14 protein-coding genes are annotated in these 13569 nt (G+C 61.2%); 7 read left to right on the top strand and 7 right to left on the bottom strand.

Annotated features, from left to right (window positions below; genetic code table 11):
- Positions 1 to 52 precede the first annotated feature (52 nt).
- The 3 genes from groES to RWJ89_RS19955 all read left to right on the top strand — a co-directional run bounded on the left by groES (position 53) and on the right by RWJ89_RS19955 (position 3147).
- A complete protein-coding gene (gene groES, locus RWJ89_RS19965) occupies positions 53 to 349 on the top strand; it encodes a co-chaperone GroES (protein WP_003545797.1) in 297 nt (98 codons plus the stop codon).
- A 72-nt stretch (positions 350 to 421) separates the two neighbouring features.
- On the top strand, positions 422 to 2065 hold the full coding sequence (gene groL / locus RWJ89_RS19960) for a chaperonin GroEL (RefSeq protein ID WP_003545786.1): 1644 nt from the start codon (positions 422 to 424) through the stop codon (positions 2063 to 2065).
- A 635-nt stretch (positions 2066 to 2700) separates the two neighbouring features.
- Entirely contained in the window at positions 2701 to 3147 is a 447-nt protein-coding gene (locus RWJ89_RS19955) for a hypothetical protein (protein ID WP_316031318.1), read from the top strand.
- 176 nt (positions 3148 to 3323) lie between these two features.
- Here RWJ89_RS19955 and RWJ89_RS19950 read toward each other — a convergent pair whose 3' ends face one another.
- Positions 3324 to 4034 (bottom strand): glutathione binding-like protein, encoded by a 711-nt coding sequence (locus RWJ89_RS19950; protein ID WP_168284082.1) that lies wholly within the window; start codon positions 4032 to 4034, stop codon positions 3324 to 3326.
- Between the two features lie 213 nt (positions 4035 to 4247).
- Here RWJ89_RS19950 and RWJ89_RS19945 point away from each other — a divergent pair, with 213 nt between their 5' ends.
- Positions 4248 to 4664, top strand: a complete 417-nt coding sequence (locus tag RWJ89_RS19945) for a DoxX family protein (RefSeq protein WP_131642848.1) — start codon at positions 4248 to 4250, stop codon at positions 4662 to 4664.
- Positions 4665 to 4742: 78 nt separating this feature from the next.
- Here the strand turns inward: RWJ89_RS19945 and hisG are convergent, their stop codons facing one another.
- The 3 genes from hisG to hisS form a co-directional block, all read right to left on the bottom strand.
- Positions 4743 to 5438, bottom strand: a complete 696-nt coding sequence (gene hisG / locus RWJ89_RS19940) for an ATP phosphoribosyltransferase (RefSeq protein WP_020048629.1) — start codon at positions 5436 to 5438, stop codon at positions 4743 to 4745.
- Complete coding sequence (locus RWJ89_RS19935) at positions 5435 to 6556, bottom strand: ATP phosphoribosyltransferase regulatory subunit (protein WP_131666254.1); 1122 nt, start codon at positions 6554 to 6556, stop codon at positions 5435 to 5437. Before RWJ89_RS19935 ends, hisG begins: the two co-directional genes overlap by 4 nt.
- A gap of 177 nt (positions 6557 to 6733) precedes the next feature.
- The gene (gene hisS / locus RWJ89_RS19930) at positions 6734 to 8254 is read right to left on the bottom strand and encodes a histidine--tRNA ligase (RefSeq protein ID WP_316031317.1); all 1521 of its coding nucleotides are present in this window, start codon (positions 8252 to 8254) and stop codon (positions 6734 to 6736) included.
- A gap of 130 nt (positions 8255 to 8384) precedes the next feature.
- Here hisS and RWJ89_RS19925 point away from each other — a divergent pair, with 130 nt between their 5' ends.
- On the top strand, positions 8385 to 9146 hold the full coding sequence (locus RWJ89_RS19925; protein ID WP_316031316.1) for a hypothetical protein: 762 nt from the start codon (positions 8385 to 8387) through the stop codon (positions 9144 to 9146).
- 161 nt (positions 9147 to 9307) lie between these two features.
- On the opposite strand, the gene RWJ89_RS19920 is transcribed toward RWJ89_RS19925, so the two are convergent.
- Positions 9308 to 10357: an aldo/keto reductase gene (locus RWJ89_RS19920; protein ID WP_168285257.1), complete on the bottom strand. Its 1050-nt coding sequence runs from the start codon at positions 10355 to 10357 to the stop codon at positions 9308 to 9310.
- A gap of 236 nt (positions 10358 to 10593) precedes the next feature.
- Here RWJ89_RS19920 and RWJ89_RS19915 point away from each other — a divergent pair, with 236 nt between their 5' ends.
- Complete coding sequence (locus tag RWJ89_RS19915; protein ID WP_025393321.1) at positions 10594 to 11298, top strand: HAD family hydrolase; 705 nt, start codon at positions 10594 to 10596, stop codon at positions 11296 to 11298.
- Positions 11299 to 11317: 19 nt separating this feature from the next.
- Here RWJ89_RS19915 and RWJ89_RS19910 read toward each other — a convergent pair whose 3' ends face one another.
- Entirely contained in the window at positions 11318 to 11821 is a 504-nt protein-coding gene (locus RWJ89_RS19910; RefSeq protein WP_131666259.1) for a hypothetical protein, read from the bottom strand.
- Positions 11818 to 12447: a DNA-3-methyladenine glycosylase I gene (locus tag RWJ89_RS19905; RefSeq protein WP_168285258.1), complete on the bottom strand. Its 630-nt coding sequence runs from the start codon at positions 12445 to 12447 to the stop codon at positions 11818 to 11820. Before RWJ89_RS19905 ends, RWJ89_RS19910 begins: the two co-directional genes overlap by 4 nt.
- Before the next feature lie 249 nt (positions 12448 to 12696).
- On the opposite strand from RWJ89_RS19905, the gene RWJ89_RS19900 reads away from it, so the two are divergent.
- Positions 12697 to 13446, top strand: coding sequence for a L,D-transpeptidase (locus RWJ89_RS19900; protein ID WP_025393318.1), 750 nt, complete (start codon positions 12697 to 12699; stop codon positions 13444 to 13446).
- The last annotated feature ends 123 nt before the right edge of the window (positions 13447 to 13569 follow it).

The raw sequence follows: 13569 nt of genomic DNA, 5'->3' as shown, positions 1-13569 counted from the left end.
TCCATGTGGGCCACTCCGGTCCGCGAATGTCATTCGATCGAGGGATTAGACAATGGCAAGCACCAACTTCCGCCCCCTTCACGACCGCGTCGTTGTTCGCCGCGTTGAGTCCGAAGCCAAGACCAAGGGCGGCATCATCATTCCCGATACCGCCAAGGAAAAGCCGCAGGAAGGCGAAATCGTCGCCGTCGGCTCCGGCGCGCGCGATGAGTCCGGCAAGGTCGTCGCACTCGACGTCAAGGCTGGCGACCGCATCCTGTTCGGCAAGTGGTCCGGCACCGAAGTCAAGATCGACGGCGAAGACCTTCTGATCATGAAGGAAGCCGACATCATGGGCATCATCGGCTGATCGGCCGACCTGCTTTCCCGAAATGGCTGACGGGCCTTTTGCCCGAACAACTCGAATTCAGGAGTTAAGAATATGGCATCTAAAGAAATCAAGTTTGGCCGCACCGCGCGCGAAAAGATGCTGCGCGGCGTCGACATTCTCGCCGATGCAGTGAAGGTCACGCTCGGCCCGAAGGGCCGTAACGTCATCATCGACAAGTCCTTCGGCGCGCCGCGCATCACCAAGGACGGCGTTTCCGTCGCCAAGGAAATCGAACTCGAAGACAAGTTCGAAAACATGGGCGCCCAGATGGTCCGCGAAGTTGCTTCGAAGACCAACGACATCGCCGGCGACGGCACCACGACGGCTACCGTTCTTGCCCAGGCGATCGTTCGCGAAGGCAACAAGGCCGTTGCAGCCGGCATGAACCCGATGGACCTGAAGCGCGGCATCGACCTTGCTGTCGCCGACGTCGTGAAGGATCTCCAGGCCAAGGCCAAGAAGATCTCGACTTCGGAAGAAGTTGCACAGGTCGGCACGATCTCCGCAAATGGCGACAAGCAGGTCGGTCTCGACATTGCTGAAGCCATGCAGAAGGTCGGCAACGAAGGCGTCATCACGGTTGAAGAAGCCAAGACCGCCGAAACCGAACTCGAAGTCGTCGAAGGCATGCAGTTCGACCGTGGCTACCTCAGCCCCTACTTCGTGACCAACCCGGAAAAGATGATCGCCGACCTCGAAGACGTCTTCATTCTCCTTCACGAGAAGAAGCTCTCGAACCTGCAGTCGATGCTCCCGGTTCTCGAAGCCGTCGTTCAGACCGGCAAGCCGCTCCTCATCGTCGCTGAAGACGTCGAAGGCGAAGCCCTTGCAACGCTCGTCGTCAACAAGCTGCGCGGCGGCCTGAAGATTGCTGCCGTCAAGGCGCCTGGCTTCGGCGACCGCCGCAAGGCCATGCTCGAAGACATCGCCATCCTGACGGGCGGCACTGTCATCTCCGAAGACCTCGGCATCAAGCTCGAATCCGTCACGCTCGACATGCTCGGCCGTGCCAAGAAGGTTTCGATCTCCAAGGAAAACACCACGATCGTCGACGGTTCGGGCGCCAAGACCGACATCGAAGGCCGTGTAGCCCAGATCAAGGCCCAGATCGAAGAAACCACCTCCGACTACGACCGCGAGAAGCTGCAGGAACGTCTTGCCAAGCTCGCTGGCGGCGTTGCCGTCATCCGCGTCGGCGGCTCGACGGAAGTCGAAGTGAAGGAAAAGAAGGACCGCATCGACGACGCGCTCAACGCGACCCGTGCTGCCGTTCAGGAAGGCATCGTCCCCGGCGGCGGTATCGCTCTGCTCCGCTCCTCCACGAAGATCACCGTCAAGGGTGCAAACGACGACCAGGAAGCCGGCATCAACATCGTTCGCCGTGCCCTGCAGTCGCTCGTTCGTCAGATCGCTGAAAACGCAGGCGACGAAGCCTCGATCGTTGTCGGCAAGGTCCTCGACAAGAACGAAGACAACTTCGGCTACAACGCCCAGACGTCCGAATATGGCGACATGATCGCCATGGGTATCGTCGACCCGCTCAAGGTCGTTCGCACGGCGCTGCAGAACGCTGCTTCTGTCGCATCGCTGCTGATCACCACCGAAGCCATGATCGCCGAACTGCCGAAGAAAGAATCGGCTGGCGGCGGCATGCCGGGCGGCATGGGCGGAATGGGCGGAATGGACATGATGTGATAGGCGAAAGCCATCACTGACCACCATTCCGGCATCCGGAACAGGAAGGGCGGCCCCTCGGGTCGCCCTTTTCTTTTGCCCAAAGCGATTCGACGCGCGGCACAGTGATTTGCATAGCCGACGAACGCCTGCGCAGTTCTCTCTTGCAGGCCCCGGGCACGAAGCTTGCGCCAAACTTGCGCTGCCTGCGTATTTGTCAGCCTGCCGACATGCGAGAGATCGCAGTGCTGCTGCAGTATTTCCGGCCTGACGTGGAGTGAAAACGTTTGCAAAGCTTTCAAAGCTGATCCTCCCATGCCAATTCTGGCGAAATAGGCCGAAGATGCGGGCATCTCCCGAAATGAGGCCGATCCGAATACCCCTTAAAAAGCCGTTGCCGTTTGTCCAAAAGCTCCTATAAATCCGCGCTGAATTAATGCGCGCCCGGCGATAATTTTTCGCCAATGGACGAGGCCGGAGCGCGGAAGGCGATACGTGAACGTTCGGCTTTGAGGAGCTCCGGTTACGGAGGCCAGATGGCCGTGGCAATAATCGCCGGAGGTAAGCGCGGGCATCATGCCCGCTGCTGCGTGATCCTGTTTCTTTGTGTTTGCCGAGCGTGCGGCCGAGGAGCCGCATCCGAACGGGGGAACGCCTTGTTTAACATCGCCAGAGCCAATGCAGCCGTACCTTTGACACCCAGCACGCTTGATGACGCCAATCAAAATCATAAGATGTTGGCGCAGTTTTCCGTTTCCGAAGCCTGGACTGGAGATTTTTCGAGCGGCATGCTCCGTCTCGGCGAATGGAGCGCGATGCTGCACGGCCTCGCCGCACAGGAATGCGGACTGCTCAGCCTGATCCGCTGCTATGATGCCAAGGACCGCAGCCACATATTGGAGCTGTTCGAGCAGGCGGCGGCGCGCTGCTCCTCCTTCTGTTTTTCGACGACGATCATCATGCCGAACGGCTTTCGCCAGCCGCTCTTCTGCATGGGCGAGTCCAACGGTCTGGAAGAAAAATTCAGCGGCAGCCTGGTCGGCGTCTTCGTCTTTCCGCGCTTCAAGCTGGAAGGCGCAAAGCAGATCACAAGCCGACGATAGGCCGGAATGGCTGCCCCTCACCCTAACCCTCTCCCCGCTCGCGAGGCGAGGGGACCTGCCCTGCGGTAGGTAGGCGGGGAACGGAAAGGTCGCGGATTGTCCCTTCGCCCCGTTTACGGGGAGAAGGTGGCGGCAGCCAGATGAGGGGCGGGATCGGCGATCTCTTGGGTCGTTCGTTACTCCGGCTTGACCGGTATGTTGAGGCCTCTGGCACTTGCCGGACGAGCGATGCAGCGCTCCAGCCAATCCGAGATGGCGGGGAATTTCGCGTATTCGAGCACCTCGCGGCCGCCATAGAAAATATCGGCACCGCGAACCCAGGTGAAGGTGGTGATGTCGGCGATCGTGTACTGATCGCCCATGATCCACTGACGGCCCTTCAACCGGTCTTCAAGCACCCCGAGCAGGCGCTTGGATTCATCGCGATAACGTTCCACCGGGTAGGCGTTGTTGGCGACCTTGTCGGCGGCGAATTTGTAGAAATGGCCGAACTGGCCGAACATCGGACCGATGCCCGCCATCTGGAAAAACACCCACTGGATGGTTTCATATCGGCCGGCGGCATCGGCAGGGATGAGCTTGCCGGTTTTCTCCGCGAGATAAAGCAGAATGGCGCCGGATTCGAAAAGGCCGATCGGCTTCCCATCCGGCCCGTTCGGATCGATGATCGCAGGAATGCGGCCGTTCGGATTGAGGGATTCGAATTCCGGCGATTTCTGCTCGTTGGCGGCGAAGGAAATATAATGCGGCTCATAGGCAAGGCCGAGCTCTTCGAGGGCGACTGAGACCTTCACCCCATTCGGCGTCTGCAGGGAATAAAGCTGGATGATGTCGGGATTTTTCGCCGGCCAGCGCGTCGTGATCGGAAATGCGGAAAGATCTGCCATCGGATTCTCCATGTTGGGTGCTGACCATAAAAACCGGGCTTGGCAAAGGCAAGCGGGGAGACCTCAAGAGAGATCGTTCCATATTAGTGAACGAACTGTCCCCTTTCGTTTATCTTTCCACAACGCAAGAAAAGAGCGACATAGAGGCATCCGAGGTCGAACCGGTGCCGGGGCACCAAGATCTCCAAAGTCCTTGAAACGGAGACAACGTCCATGTCGAACAACGTCATCATCCTGATTGCCCGTATTCTTCTTTCCTTCATGTTCATCCTTTCCGGCTTCATGAAGCTCACCGATCCTGCCGGTACTGCGGGCATGATCGCCGGTGCCGGCCTGCCGGCAGCAACCCTGCTGGCCTATGTCGCAGGCCTTTTCGAACTGCTGGCCGGCCTTGCGGTTCTCACAGGCTTCCAGGTCCGCATCGCCGGCTGGCTGCTCGCCGCCTTCTGTGTCTTCACGGGTGTTGCCTTCCACCTGCCCTACGCAAGCGGCACGGAACTCGTGAATATTCTCAACCAGATCATGGTCATGAAGAACGTCACGCTGGCCGGTGCGTACATCCTGCTCGCCACCGTTGGTGCCGGTGCCTATTCGATCGACGCACGCCGCGGCGCCTACGTGGCCGCCTGATACCAGCAGACATCCTCCCGCAAATACGAAACCCGCCGTCATCCGACGGCGGGTTTTCTCGTGCCTGAATGGCCGGGATCAGAGGGCCGCGCGCACCGCCTCGATGATCGCCTGCACGGCGGGCTCGCCGGCGTGGCTTTCCTTTCGGGCCCGCACCAGGCAGGCCTGCGAATGCAGGATGACACCGTCCTGGAGCACCTTCAGGTGGTTGGCCCGCAGCGTCGAGCCGGTGGAGGTGATATCGACGATGATATCGGCCGAGCCCGCGGCGGGAGCGCCCTCGGTGGCGCCCAGGCTTTCGACGATGCGATAAAGCTGGATGCCGTGCTGGCTCGAAAAGAACTGCTGGGTCAGCCGCCAGTATTTGGTGGCGATGGCAAGGCGTCGGCCGTGGCGAGCGCGAAAATCGGCGGCGACATCGACGAGATCGGCCATGGTCTCGACATCGAGCCAGATCTCCGGCACAGCAACGACGACATCGGCATGGCCGAAGCCGAGGCGGGCGCAGAATTCGACGCGCTTGTCGACTTCGGCAAAACCTTCCCGCATCAGATCCTCGCCGGTGACGCCGAAATCGACGGTGCCGTTGCCGATTTCACGGGAGATTTCGGAAGCCGAGAGGAAGGCGATTTCCACATCGTCCCAGCCTTCGACGCGGCCGCGATAGGAGCGATCGTTACCGACCGCCGAGATCGTCATGCCGGCACGCTCGAAGATCGCCGAAGCGTCTTCCTTCATCCGGCCCTTGGAGGGAAGCGCGATGGTGATGGTCATGCGGCTGCCCTTTCGGTTTCGATGCGGTCGAGCCAGAAGGAGAAGCCGACGGCCGGGATGCGGTCCGTCGCACCGAGGAAAGTCAGGAGCCGGTCGAAACGGCCGCCGCCGGCCAGAACTGCGGTCGAGCCTTCGACTGTCACCTCGAAGACGAGGCCGGTGTAATAGTCGAGCGGCCGTCCGAAGGCGGCGCGGTAGTCGAGGCAGGAAAGATCGACGCCGGCATTGGAAAGTGCTGCGACGCGGCCATTGAAGCGGGCGAGCGCGTTGCCGAGTTTCAGGCCGGCGGCATCAGCGAAACCGGAAAGGGCTGCGGACGCATTGACGAGCGGCACGTCGAGCGACAGGAACTCTTCCAGCACATGGAAGGCGGCATCGTCGAGGCGCGTTTCGGACAGAATGAGCTTTTCCTTGAGCCGTCGGGCGATCTCGAGAGGCGAGCGGCCGGCATTCGTCGAATAGCCGGTCTTCTGCATTTCGCGCTCGAGATGGGCGACGAGCGCCTGCTCGTCGCCTGATGCGACAAGCCTGGCGATATCATCGTCCAGCCCGGTGACGAATTGCGGGCTGACCAGGCTAGCAAGTAGTGCCTCCAGCTGCGTCATATTGCCGAAGGCGTGGATCAGGCGCTTCTGCCAGCCGAGCGGCAGACCGAGCGCCTGGACGACGGCCTCAAACACCGCCTGGTCGCCTAATGTCACGGCTAAGCGCCGGCCCGGAAGCAGGCGGGCGAGAATGCCGGTGGCATCGCCGATGGCGCGGGCGTCGGCGTTTGATAGGTCGATATCGCCAAGATCCTCGATGCCGGCCTGATAGAATTCGTTGGCGCCGTCGCGACGCTGGCGGAAAACCTCGCCGAGATAGGCATAACGCTTCGGCGTGCCGGTCGCCGTCTCGATGTGGCGCAGACAGACGGGAATGGTGAATTCGGGACGCAGGCAGAGGCTGGCGCCGGTTTCGCTCTCCGTCATGAAGATGCGGCGGCGCAGATCCTCGCCGGCAATATCAAGGAAGGGTTCGGCCGGCTGAATGACAGGCGTGTCGATGCGCTCGGCGTTGCGCGCGTCGAATTCGGCAAGCAGGTCGTTGGCGAATTCGGGGAGATTGATCAGGGGCATAGTGACGCTCCTGGAAAAAGACCCCTCCCCAACCCCTCCCCACAGGGGGGAGGGACTAGCCCGCGGCGATCGCCGAAATAAATTGAGAGTTTCCTCGGTGAAGCAAACGCCGAGTTGGGCACAGCGGCGCCACTTGAAGCCCCTCCCCCCTGTGGGGAGGGGTTGGGGAGGGGTTTGCTACGCATTCGCCGCCCTTTTCCGATCCTCGGCCTGCGCAGCAAGGATCTCCTTCACCTTGGTGACAAGGTCGGCTACCGGCGCCGTTTCCTGTGCTACGCGCGCTTCGCGCCAGCTGGCATTGTCCTCGATCTCGCCGGAGAGCCGCTTGCCCTCGATCAGATCCTTGATCTGCACGACGCCTTCGGCGCGCTCGTCGCCGCCCTGGATGATGGCGACGGGGCAGCCGCGGCGATCGGCATATTTCAGCTGGTTGCCGAACTTCTTCCAGTTGCCCTGGAACATCTCGGCGCGGATGCCGGCGGCGCGCAGTTCCTGCGTCATCTTCTGATAACGGCCCATCGCCTCGACATCGCCGTCCATGACGGTCACCAGCACCGGCTCGATGACCTCGCTAGCGCCGAGCTTGCCGAGGTTCTTCAGCGCCGTCATCAGCCTGGAGACGCCGATCGAAAAGCCCGTCGCCGGAACCGGCTGGCCCATGAAGCGGGAGACGAGGCCGTCATAACGGCCGCCGCCGCCGACCGAACCGAAGACGACCTTCTCGCCCTTTTCATTGGTGACGTCGAAGGTCAGTTCGGCCTCATAGACCGGACCCGTATAATATTCGAGGCCGCGGACGACGGAGGGGTCGATCTTGATGCGGTCAGGGCCATAGCCGGCGCTGGTCACCAGCGCACCGATGAAATTCAGCTCGTCGACGCCTTCGCCACCTTTGGAGGTTCCCGCAACCAGCTCGGCGAGGCGTTGAGCGCTTTCGGCATAGTCCTTGATGCCGACGAAGAACAGTACCTTGTCGATCTGCGCCTGATCGAGCCCTGCGCCCTTGGTGAAGTCGCCGGATTCATCCTTACGGCCGGGACCGAGCAGCAGGGCCACGCCCTCCGGGCCAAACTTGTCGAGCTTGTCGATGGCGCGCAGCACGTTCAACCGTTGCCCCGCCTTGTCGTCGCCGCCGAGACCGATCGCCTCGAGCACGCCATCCAGAACCTTGCGGTTATTGACGCGGATGAGGTAATCGCCGCGCTTGATGCCGAGGGCTTCCAGCGTATCGGCCATCATCATGCACATTTCGGCATCGGCCTGAACACCAGGCGCGCCGACGGTATCGGCATCGAACTGCATGAACTGGCGGAACCGGCCTGGGCCTGGCTTCTCGTTGCGGAAGACGTAGCCGGCGCGATAGGTGCGATAGGGCAGCTGGATCTCGTTGAAATTCTCGGCGACATGACGGGCGAGCGGCGCCGTCAGGTCGTAGCGCAGCGACATCCATTGCTCGTCATCGTCCTGCAGCGAGAACACGCCCTCGTTCGGCCGGTCGCTATCGGGCAGAAACTTGCCAAGCGCATCGGTATATTCGAACAGCGGCGTTTCGAGCGGATCGAAACCATAATGCTCATAGACTTCCCGGATCTTTGCCGTCATCTCGTTGACGGCGCGGATATCGCCGGCCGTCCGGTCGACGAAGCCGCGCGGCAGGCGGGCCTTGAGCTTTTGCGGTTTCTTCTGCTTGTCGTTCATTTCCGGGGATTCCACTGACTGTGACAGTGGCGGTTTCCTAGCGGATTGGGCGGGGAGCGGCAAGGGCGAAGGGACTTGATCTCAAGACCGGAATCGATTGAACGAAGAGGCGTCCATCAGAAATGCGGATATGCTCATGATCACTGAGGCGCTTCTCTATGCCGCGACCTTGCCGCTGACCGGCAAGCCGTATCGAAAGTTCATCCGCTATTCCGTCAATCTCTGGTCGCGGGCCGGGCGCTGTTCGGCGGATTGGGCCGAACATGAGGAGATGAGCCGGAAGGCGATCCTGGCGGCTACGGCCGATCTCCGGCAGAAACGGACGGCCGTCGTGCTCGGCTCCGGCCTGTTGCGCGACGTGCCGATCGAAGTGCTGGCGCGGGATTTCGACACCGTCGTCCTAGTCGATCTCGTTCATCTCGCCTCGCTGCGCCTGTGGCTGTCGGCCAAATTCTATCGCAATGTTCGGCTGATCGAGCGCGATCTCTCCGGCTATGACGAGCTCGCCGCCGGCCGCGAGCCCGAACCGCTCGGCTTCCTGCGCGGCGTGCCCTATCTCGATTTCGTGGTTTCCGCCAACCTCTTGTCGCAGATCGGTCGGGGCGTGAAACGGCGCCACGAGGCCGAGGCCGACCGGATGCCTGCAGACACGATGGAAAGGTTAATCGCGGCACATCTGACCGGGCTCTCCGGGCTTCCCTGCCGCAGCTGTCTGGTAACCGACATCGCCTATGCAGTCATCGACCGCAACGGCAGGACGCATGAAGAGGCCGACCTGCTGCATGGCGTTTTGCCGCCGCCGGCAAAAGCCGCCTGGACCTGGCCCGTCGCGCCGCTCGGTGAAGAGAGCAAGGATTATAGGATCGAGCACAAGGTTATTGCCGGCTGGTAGTCAGGATGTGACCGCCGGCAGTATTTGGTTGCAGCCGGCATTCACAGTGAGCCGAAATCGCCGAGACGAACGCCTGGCTCAGGGCCCACGGCAAGTAGTCGATCGTTGAGGAAAAGGGGACGCCGGATGTCCGGCGTTCCACAAGACTAATAACGGCGATCTCAGTCCTCCGGGTCGAAATCGGCTGGACGACGCCCAGCGCCCTGTCGCGCCAGCATCCAGCCCGGATATTCGGGCGCAAGTGCGCTCACCTCGTCGAGCTTCTTCATATCGTCTTCATCAAGCTTCAGCTTGACGGCGGCAAGGTTCTGGTCGAGCTGGTCGACACGTTTGGCGCCGATGATGACCGTCGTGACGAAAGGTTTGGCGAGGATATAGGCGAGCGCCACGGTGGCGACGCTGACGCCGTGTTTTTCGGCGATTTCGCGCATGACGGCGACGCAGGCCCAGGCCTTGTCCTTGTCGACGGGCGGGAAATCGAAACTGGCGCGGCGGCCTTCACCATTGCCGGGCGCGCCCGGACCATATTTACCGGAGAGCAGACCGCCGGCGAGCGGCGACCATACCATCAGGCCGAGCTTTTCCTCCTGCATCATCGGCACGATGTCGCGTTCGAGATCTCGGCCGGCGATGGAGTAATAGGCCTGCACGGTTTCGAAACGGGCAAAGCTCCGGCGTTCGGAGAGGCCCAACGCCTTGGAAATGCGCCAGGCCTGCCAGTTGGAGACGCCGATATAGCGCACGAGACCGCGGGAAACGAGATCGTCAAGAGCGCGCAACGTCTCCTCGATCGGCGTCACCGTATCGGTCCCGTGGATCTGATAGAGGTCGATATGATCGGTCTGCAGGCGCTCGAGGCTCGCCTCGACCGAATCCATGATGTGGCCGCGCGAGGCGCCGCGGTCGTTCGGCTTGTCGCCCATGACGCCGTAGACCTTGGTGGCGATGACGACGTCCTTGCGCGGGATGTCGAGGTTCTTCAGCGCCTGGCCGAGCAGCCGTTCGGACTCGCCGAATGAATAGACATCGGCCGTGTCGATGAAATTGACGCCTGATGCAAGCGAGCGCTCGACGATCCGGTCGGCGGCATTTTGGTCGACATCGGCGATGGCGCCCCAGGCGCTGCCTTGCTTGGCTTCACCGAAGGTCATCGTGCCGAGGCAGATTTCCGAGACGAAAAGTCCCGTATTTCCGAGTTGATTGTAACGCATGGTGGAAAAATTCCTTTGTGTCTGCCGCAAGAGGGCTTGCGAACTCAAGAACTTCATTTTTTGATTATTGGCCTGCATATGACAGGCACAGCCGTGGCTGGCTGCAAGGTGAGGCGATTTTCATGTAGTGCGGCGGCGGCGCTTTTCAACGCCGTAGCTTGGCTCTGCGGAGGCGATGCCCTTGTCTCGACACAGGCCGCCGATAGATTGCCAACCATATTTTAAGAGGTACGCATATGGCAACGCGACCACTGACCACGATCGGCTTCGATGCCGATGATACGCTCTGGCAGAACGAACAATATTACCGGCTGACGGAAGCGCATTTTACCAGGCTTCTTGCCGATTTCGCCGAAGGACCGAAGATTTCCGAACGGCTGCTGGAGGCCGAAAAACGCAACCTTCGCCATTACGGCTTCGGCATCAAGGGCTTCACGCTGTCGATGGTCGAAACCGCAATCGAGATCACCGAGGGCAAGGTGCCGGCGAGCGTGATCGCCAAGATCCTCGATACCGGCCGCGATCTTCTCAATCACCCGGTCGAGACGATGCCGCATGTGCGCGATACGCTGGAGGCGCTTGCCGGCAAATACCTGCTCGTCATGATCACCAAGGGCGATCTCTTCGATCAGGAGCGCAAGCTTGCCCAATCCGGGCTCGGCGACTTCTTCGATGCCGTCGAGATCGTCTCCGACAAGACGGCCGTCACCTATCGCCGCATCTTCGCCAAGGTCGGCGACGGGCCGGAGCGAGCGATGATGGTCGGCAATTCGCTGAAATCGGATATCGTGCCGGCAATCGCCGCCGGCAGCTACGGCGTCTTCGTGCCGCACGAACTGACCTGGGTGCTGGAACATGTGGACGAGCCAAAAGAGGCGCCGCGTTTCCGCAAGATCGACCACCTCGGCGAATTGCGCGACCTGATCGACCGGCTCGGCTAAGCCGGGCACACCCTCTGCCTCATTGCCGCTTCGGCGGGGCCTTCGGGAAGAGCGAGGGGCGCTCCGGCTCGGCCGGCGGTTTCGCTGGCGGGGCAGCCACCAGCGGCTCGATCAGGATGCTGAAGGGAGCGCCGAGGCCACGGCGCGGCGAGACCTTGGAATAATAGGGACGCAGCAGCCAGGTGGCGTTTTCCTTGATCGTCGTCTCGAAGCTCATGCCGTCCTCGTCGGTGCCGAAGAAGGCCTCGTCATCGGGTTTCGACAGGTCGAAAATCGCCAGGAAGGCAAATTTGCTCTTGGTGGAAAAACTGATCTTCAGGTGCTGGCCGGCGCGCACCGGCAGCGTATAAACATGGCCATTGCCGAACTTCGTCCAGCCCTTCAACTGCATGGTGACGGCCGGGAATTGCAGCTTCTCCAGCTTCTCGCCGGGATCGAGCTGCGGCGTCTGCGCCATGGCGGAGACGGTCAGGAGGAAAAGGGCAGCGGCTGCGATCAGTGTTCTCACGGAATGATCTTTCATGGGCGAACCAGAGCGGTGCGCATCGCCTCGACCTCGGGCCGGCAGAAGCAGCCTTCCAGATGATCGTTGACGAGACCCATCGCCTGCATGAAAGCATAAACTGTGGTCGGGCCGACAAAGGTCCAGCCGCGTTTCTTCAGATCCTTCGAAATGACCACCGATGTCGGCGTCGTCGGATTGGCGACGATATGCTCGCGGTCGACCACCGCCGGCCGCTCGTTATGGCCGGGCTCGTAACGCCAGAAATAATGGGCGAGCGAGCCGAATTCGTCCCGGAGTTCGATTGCGCGCTTGGCATTGTTGATGGTCGAGACGATCTTGCCGCGATGGCGGATGATGCCGGCATCGGCAAGACAGCGAGCGACATCCCCTTCGCCGAAGAGGGCGACCTTTTCGAAATCGAAACCTGAAAAGGCGGCGCGGAAATTCTCGCGTTTGCGCAGGATCGTCAGCCAGGAAAGACCGGACTGAAAGCCTTCGAGGCAGATCTTCTCGAAGAGGCGGGTATCATCGGTGACGGGGCGGCCCCATTCCTCGTCATGATACCGGAGATAATCGGGCAGGTTGGCGTGCCAGTGGCAGCGGCTCCTGCCGTCCTCGCCGATGATGATGCCAGTCGCGCTCATGATCCTTCATTCTGCGGGGGTCCGCTTCGTTCTCTGCTCATGATTCCGGCTTTACCATTTGCAAACCGTCTTTCCAAACCGAACGGTAACCCTGACGAAAAGTTTATCCCGTCGGTCGGCTTTTCATGAATCGATCTTTACCATTCGCTGGCGGATAGGGTGGCAGCGTCTTTCCCGGGCGGAACATCTCCGCCCGGGCGGACCTGTCCCGCCAGCCGCATTTTCGGTCATTTGTAGAGAGTTCGTCCGATGATGAAACAGCTTGTTCTTGCCGCAACCCTGTTCGGCATTTTCTCCACGGCCGCCATTGCAGACGACCGCTACGCCACCCGCCCGCCCGTCGTGCTCAGCCCCGATCTGACTGCGCCCTGGATCAACCAGCTGGGCGGCGGCAGGGTTCGTCCCGTCGTCTATCAGCGGCCGGTCATCCGCCAGCAGCAGCGCGGCCTTTTCCAGCGCCGCGTCCTGCGCCAGGCGCCGCAGGCCGCACCGCAGACCGTCTCGGCGATCAATCCCGGCATTCCGTCGATCCGCCGCCCGATCGAACCGCAATACCTGCCGCAAATGGTCGATTACGACACCACGGAAAAGCCCGGCACGATCGTCATCGATACCAACAACCGCTTCCTCTATCTGGTGATGCAAGGCGGCAAGGCGCGGCGTTATGGCGTCGGCGTCGGCAAGCCGGGCTTCGAATGGGCAGGCGCCCACAAGATCACCCGCAAGACCGAATGGCCGGACTGGACGCCGCCTTCCGAGATGGTCCGCCGCGAAGCCGCCAAGGGCCATTATCTACCGGCGCGCATGGATGGCGGGGCGGAAAACCCGCTCGGTGCGCGCGCCATGTATCTCGGCTCGACGCTTTACCGCATCCACGGCACCAACGCGCCCTGGTCAATCGGCAGCGCCGTTTCCTCCGGCTGCATCCGCCTGCGCAACGAAGACGTCGTCGACCTCTACGACCGCGTCAATGTCGGGACCCGCGTCATCGTCATGTAACGGCGGCGCAATACTTACAGCGCCGCGCGTCTTTTCTGATGCGCAACGGGCGCTCTAATTCTTTAAATTGCTGCATAATTTTTCCTTACGTCGATTCCGATTTGAGGATAAATTATGCAGTAG

It is taken from the genome of Rhizobium sp. 10PS4, assembly GCF_032464805.1.
GTDB lineage: Bacteria > Pseudomonadota > Alphaproteobacteria > Rhizobiales > Rhizobiaceae > Rhizobium > Rhizobium laguerreae.
This window is presented reverse-complemented; position numbering and strand designations above follow the sequence as displayed.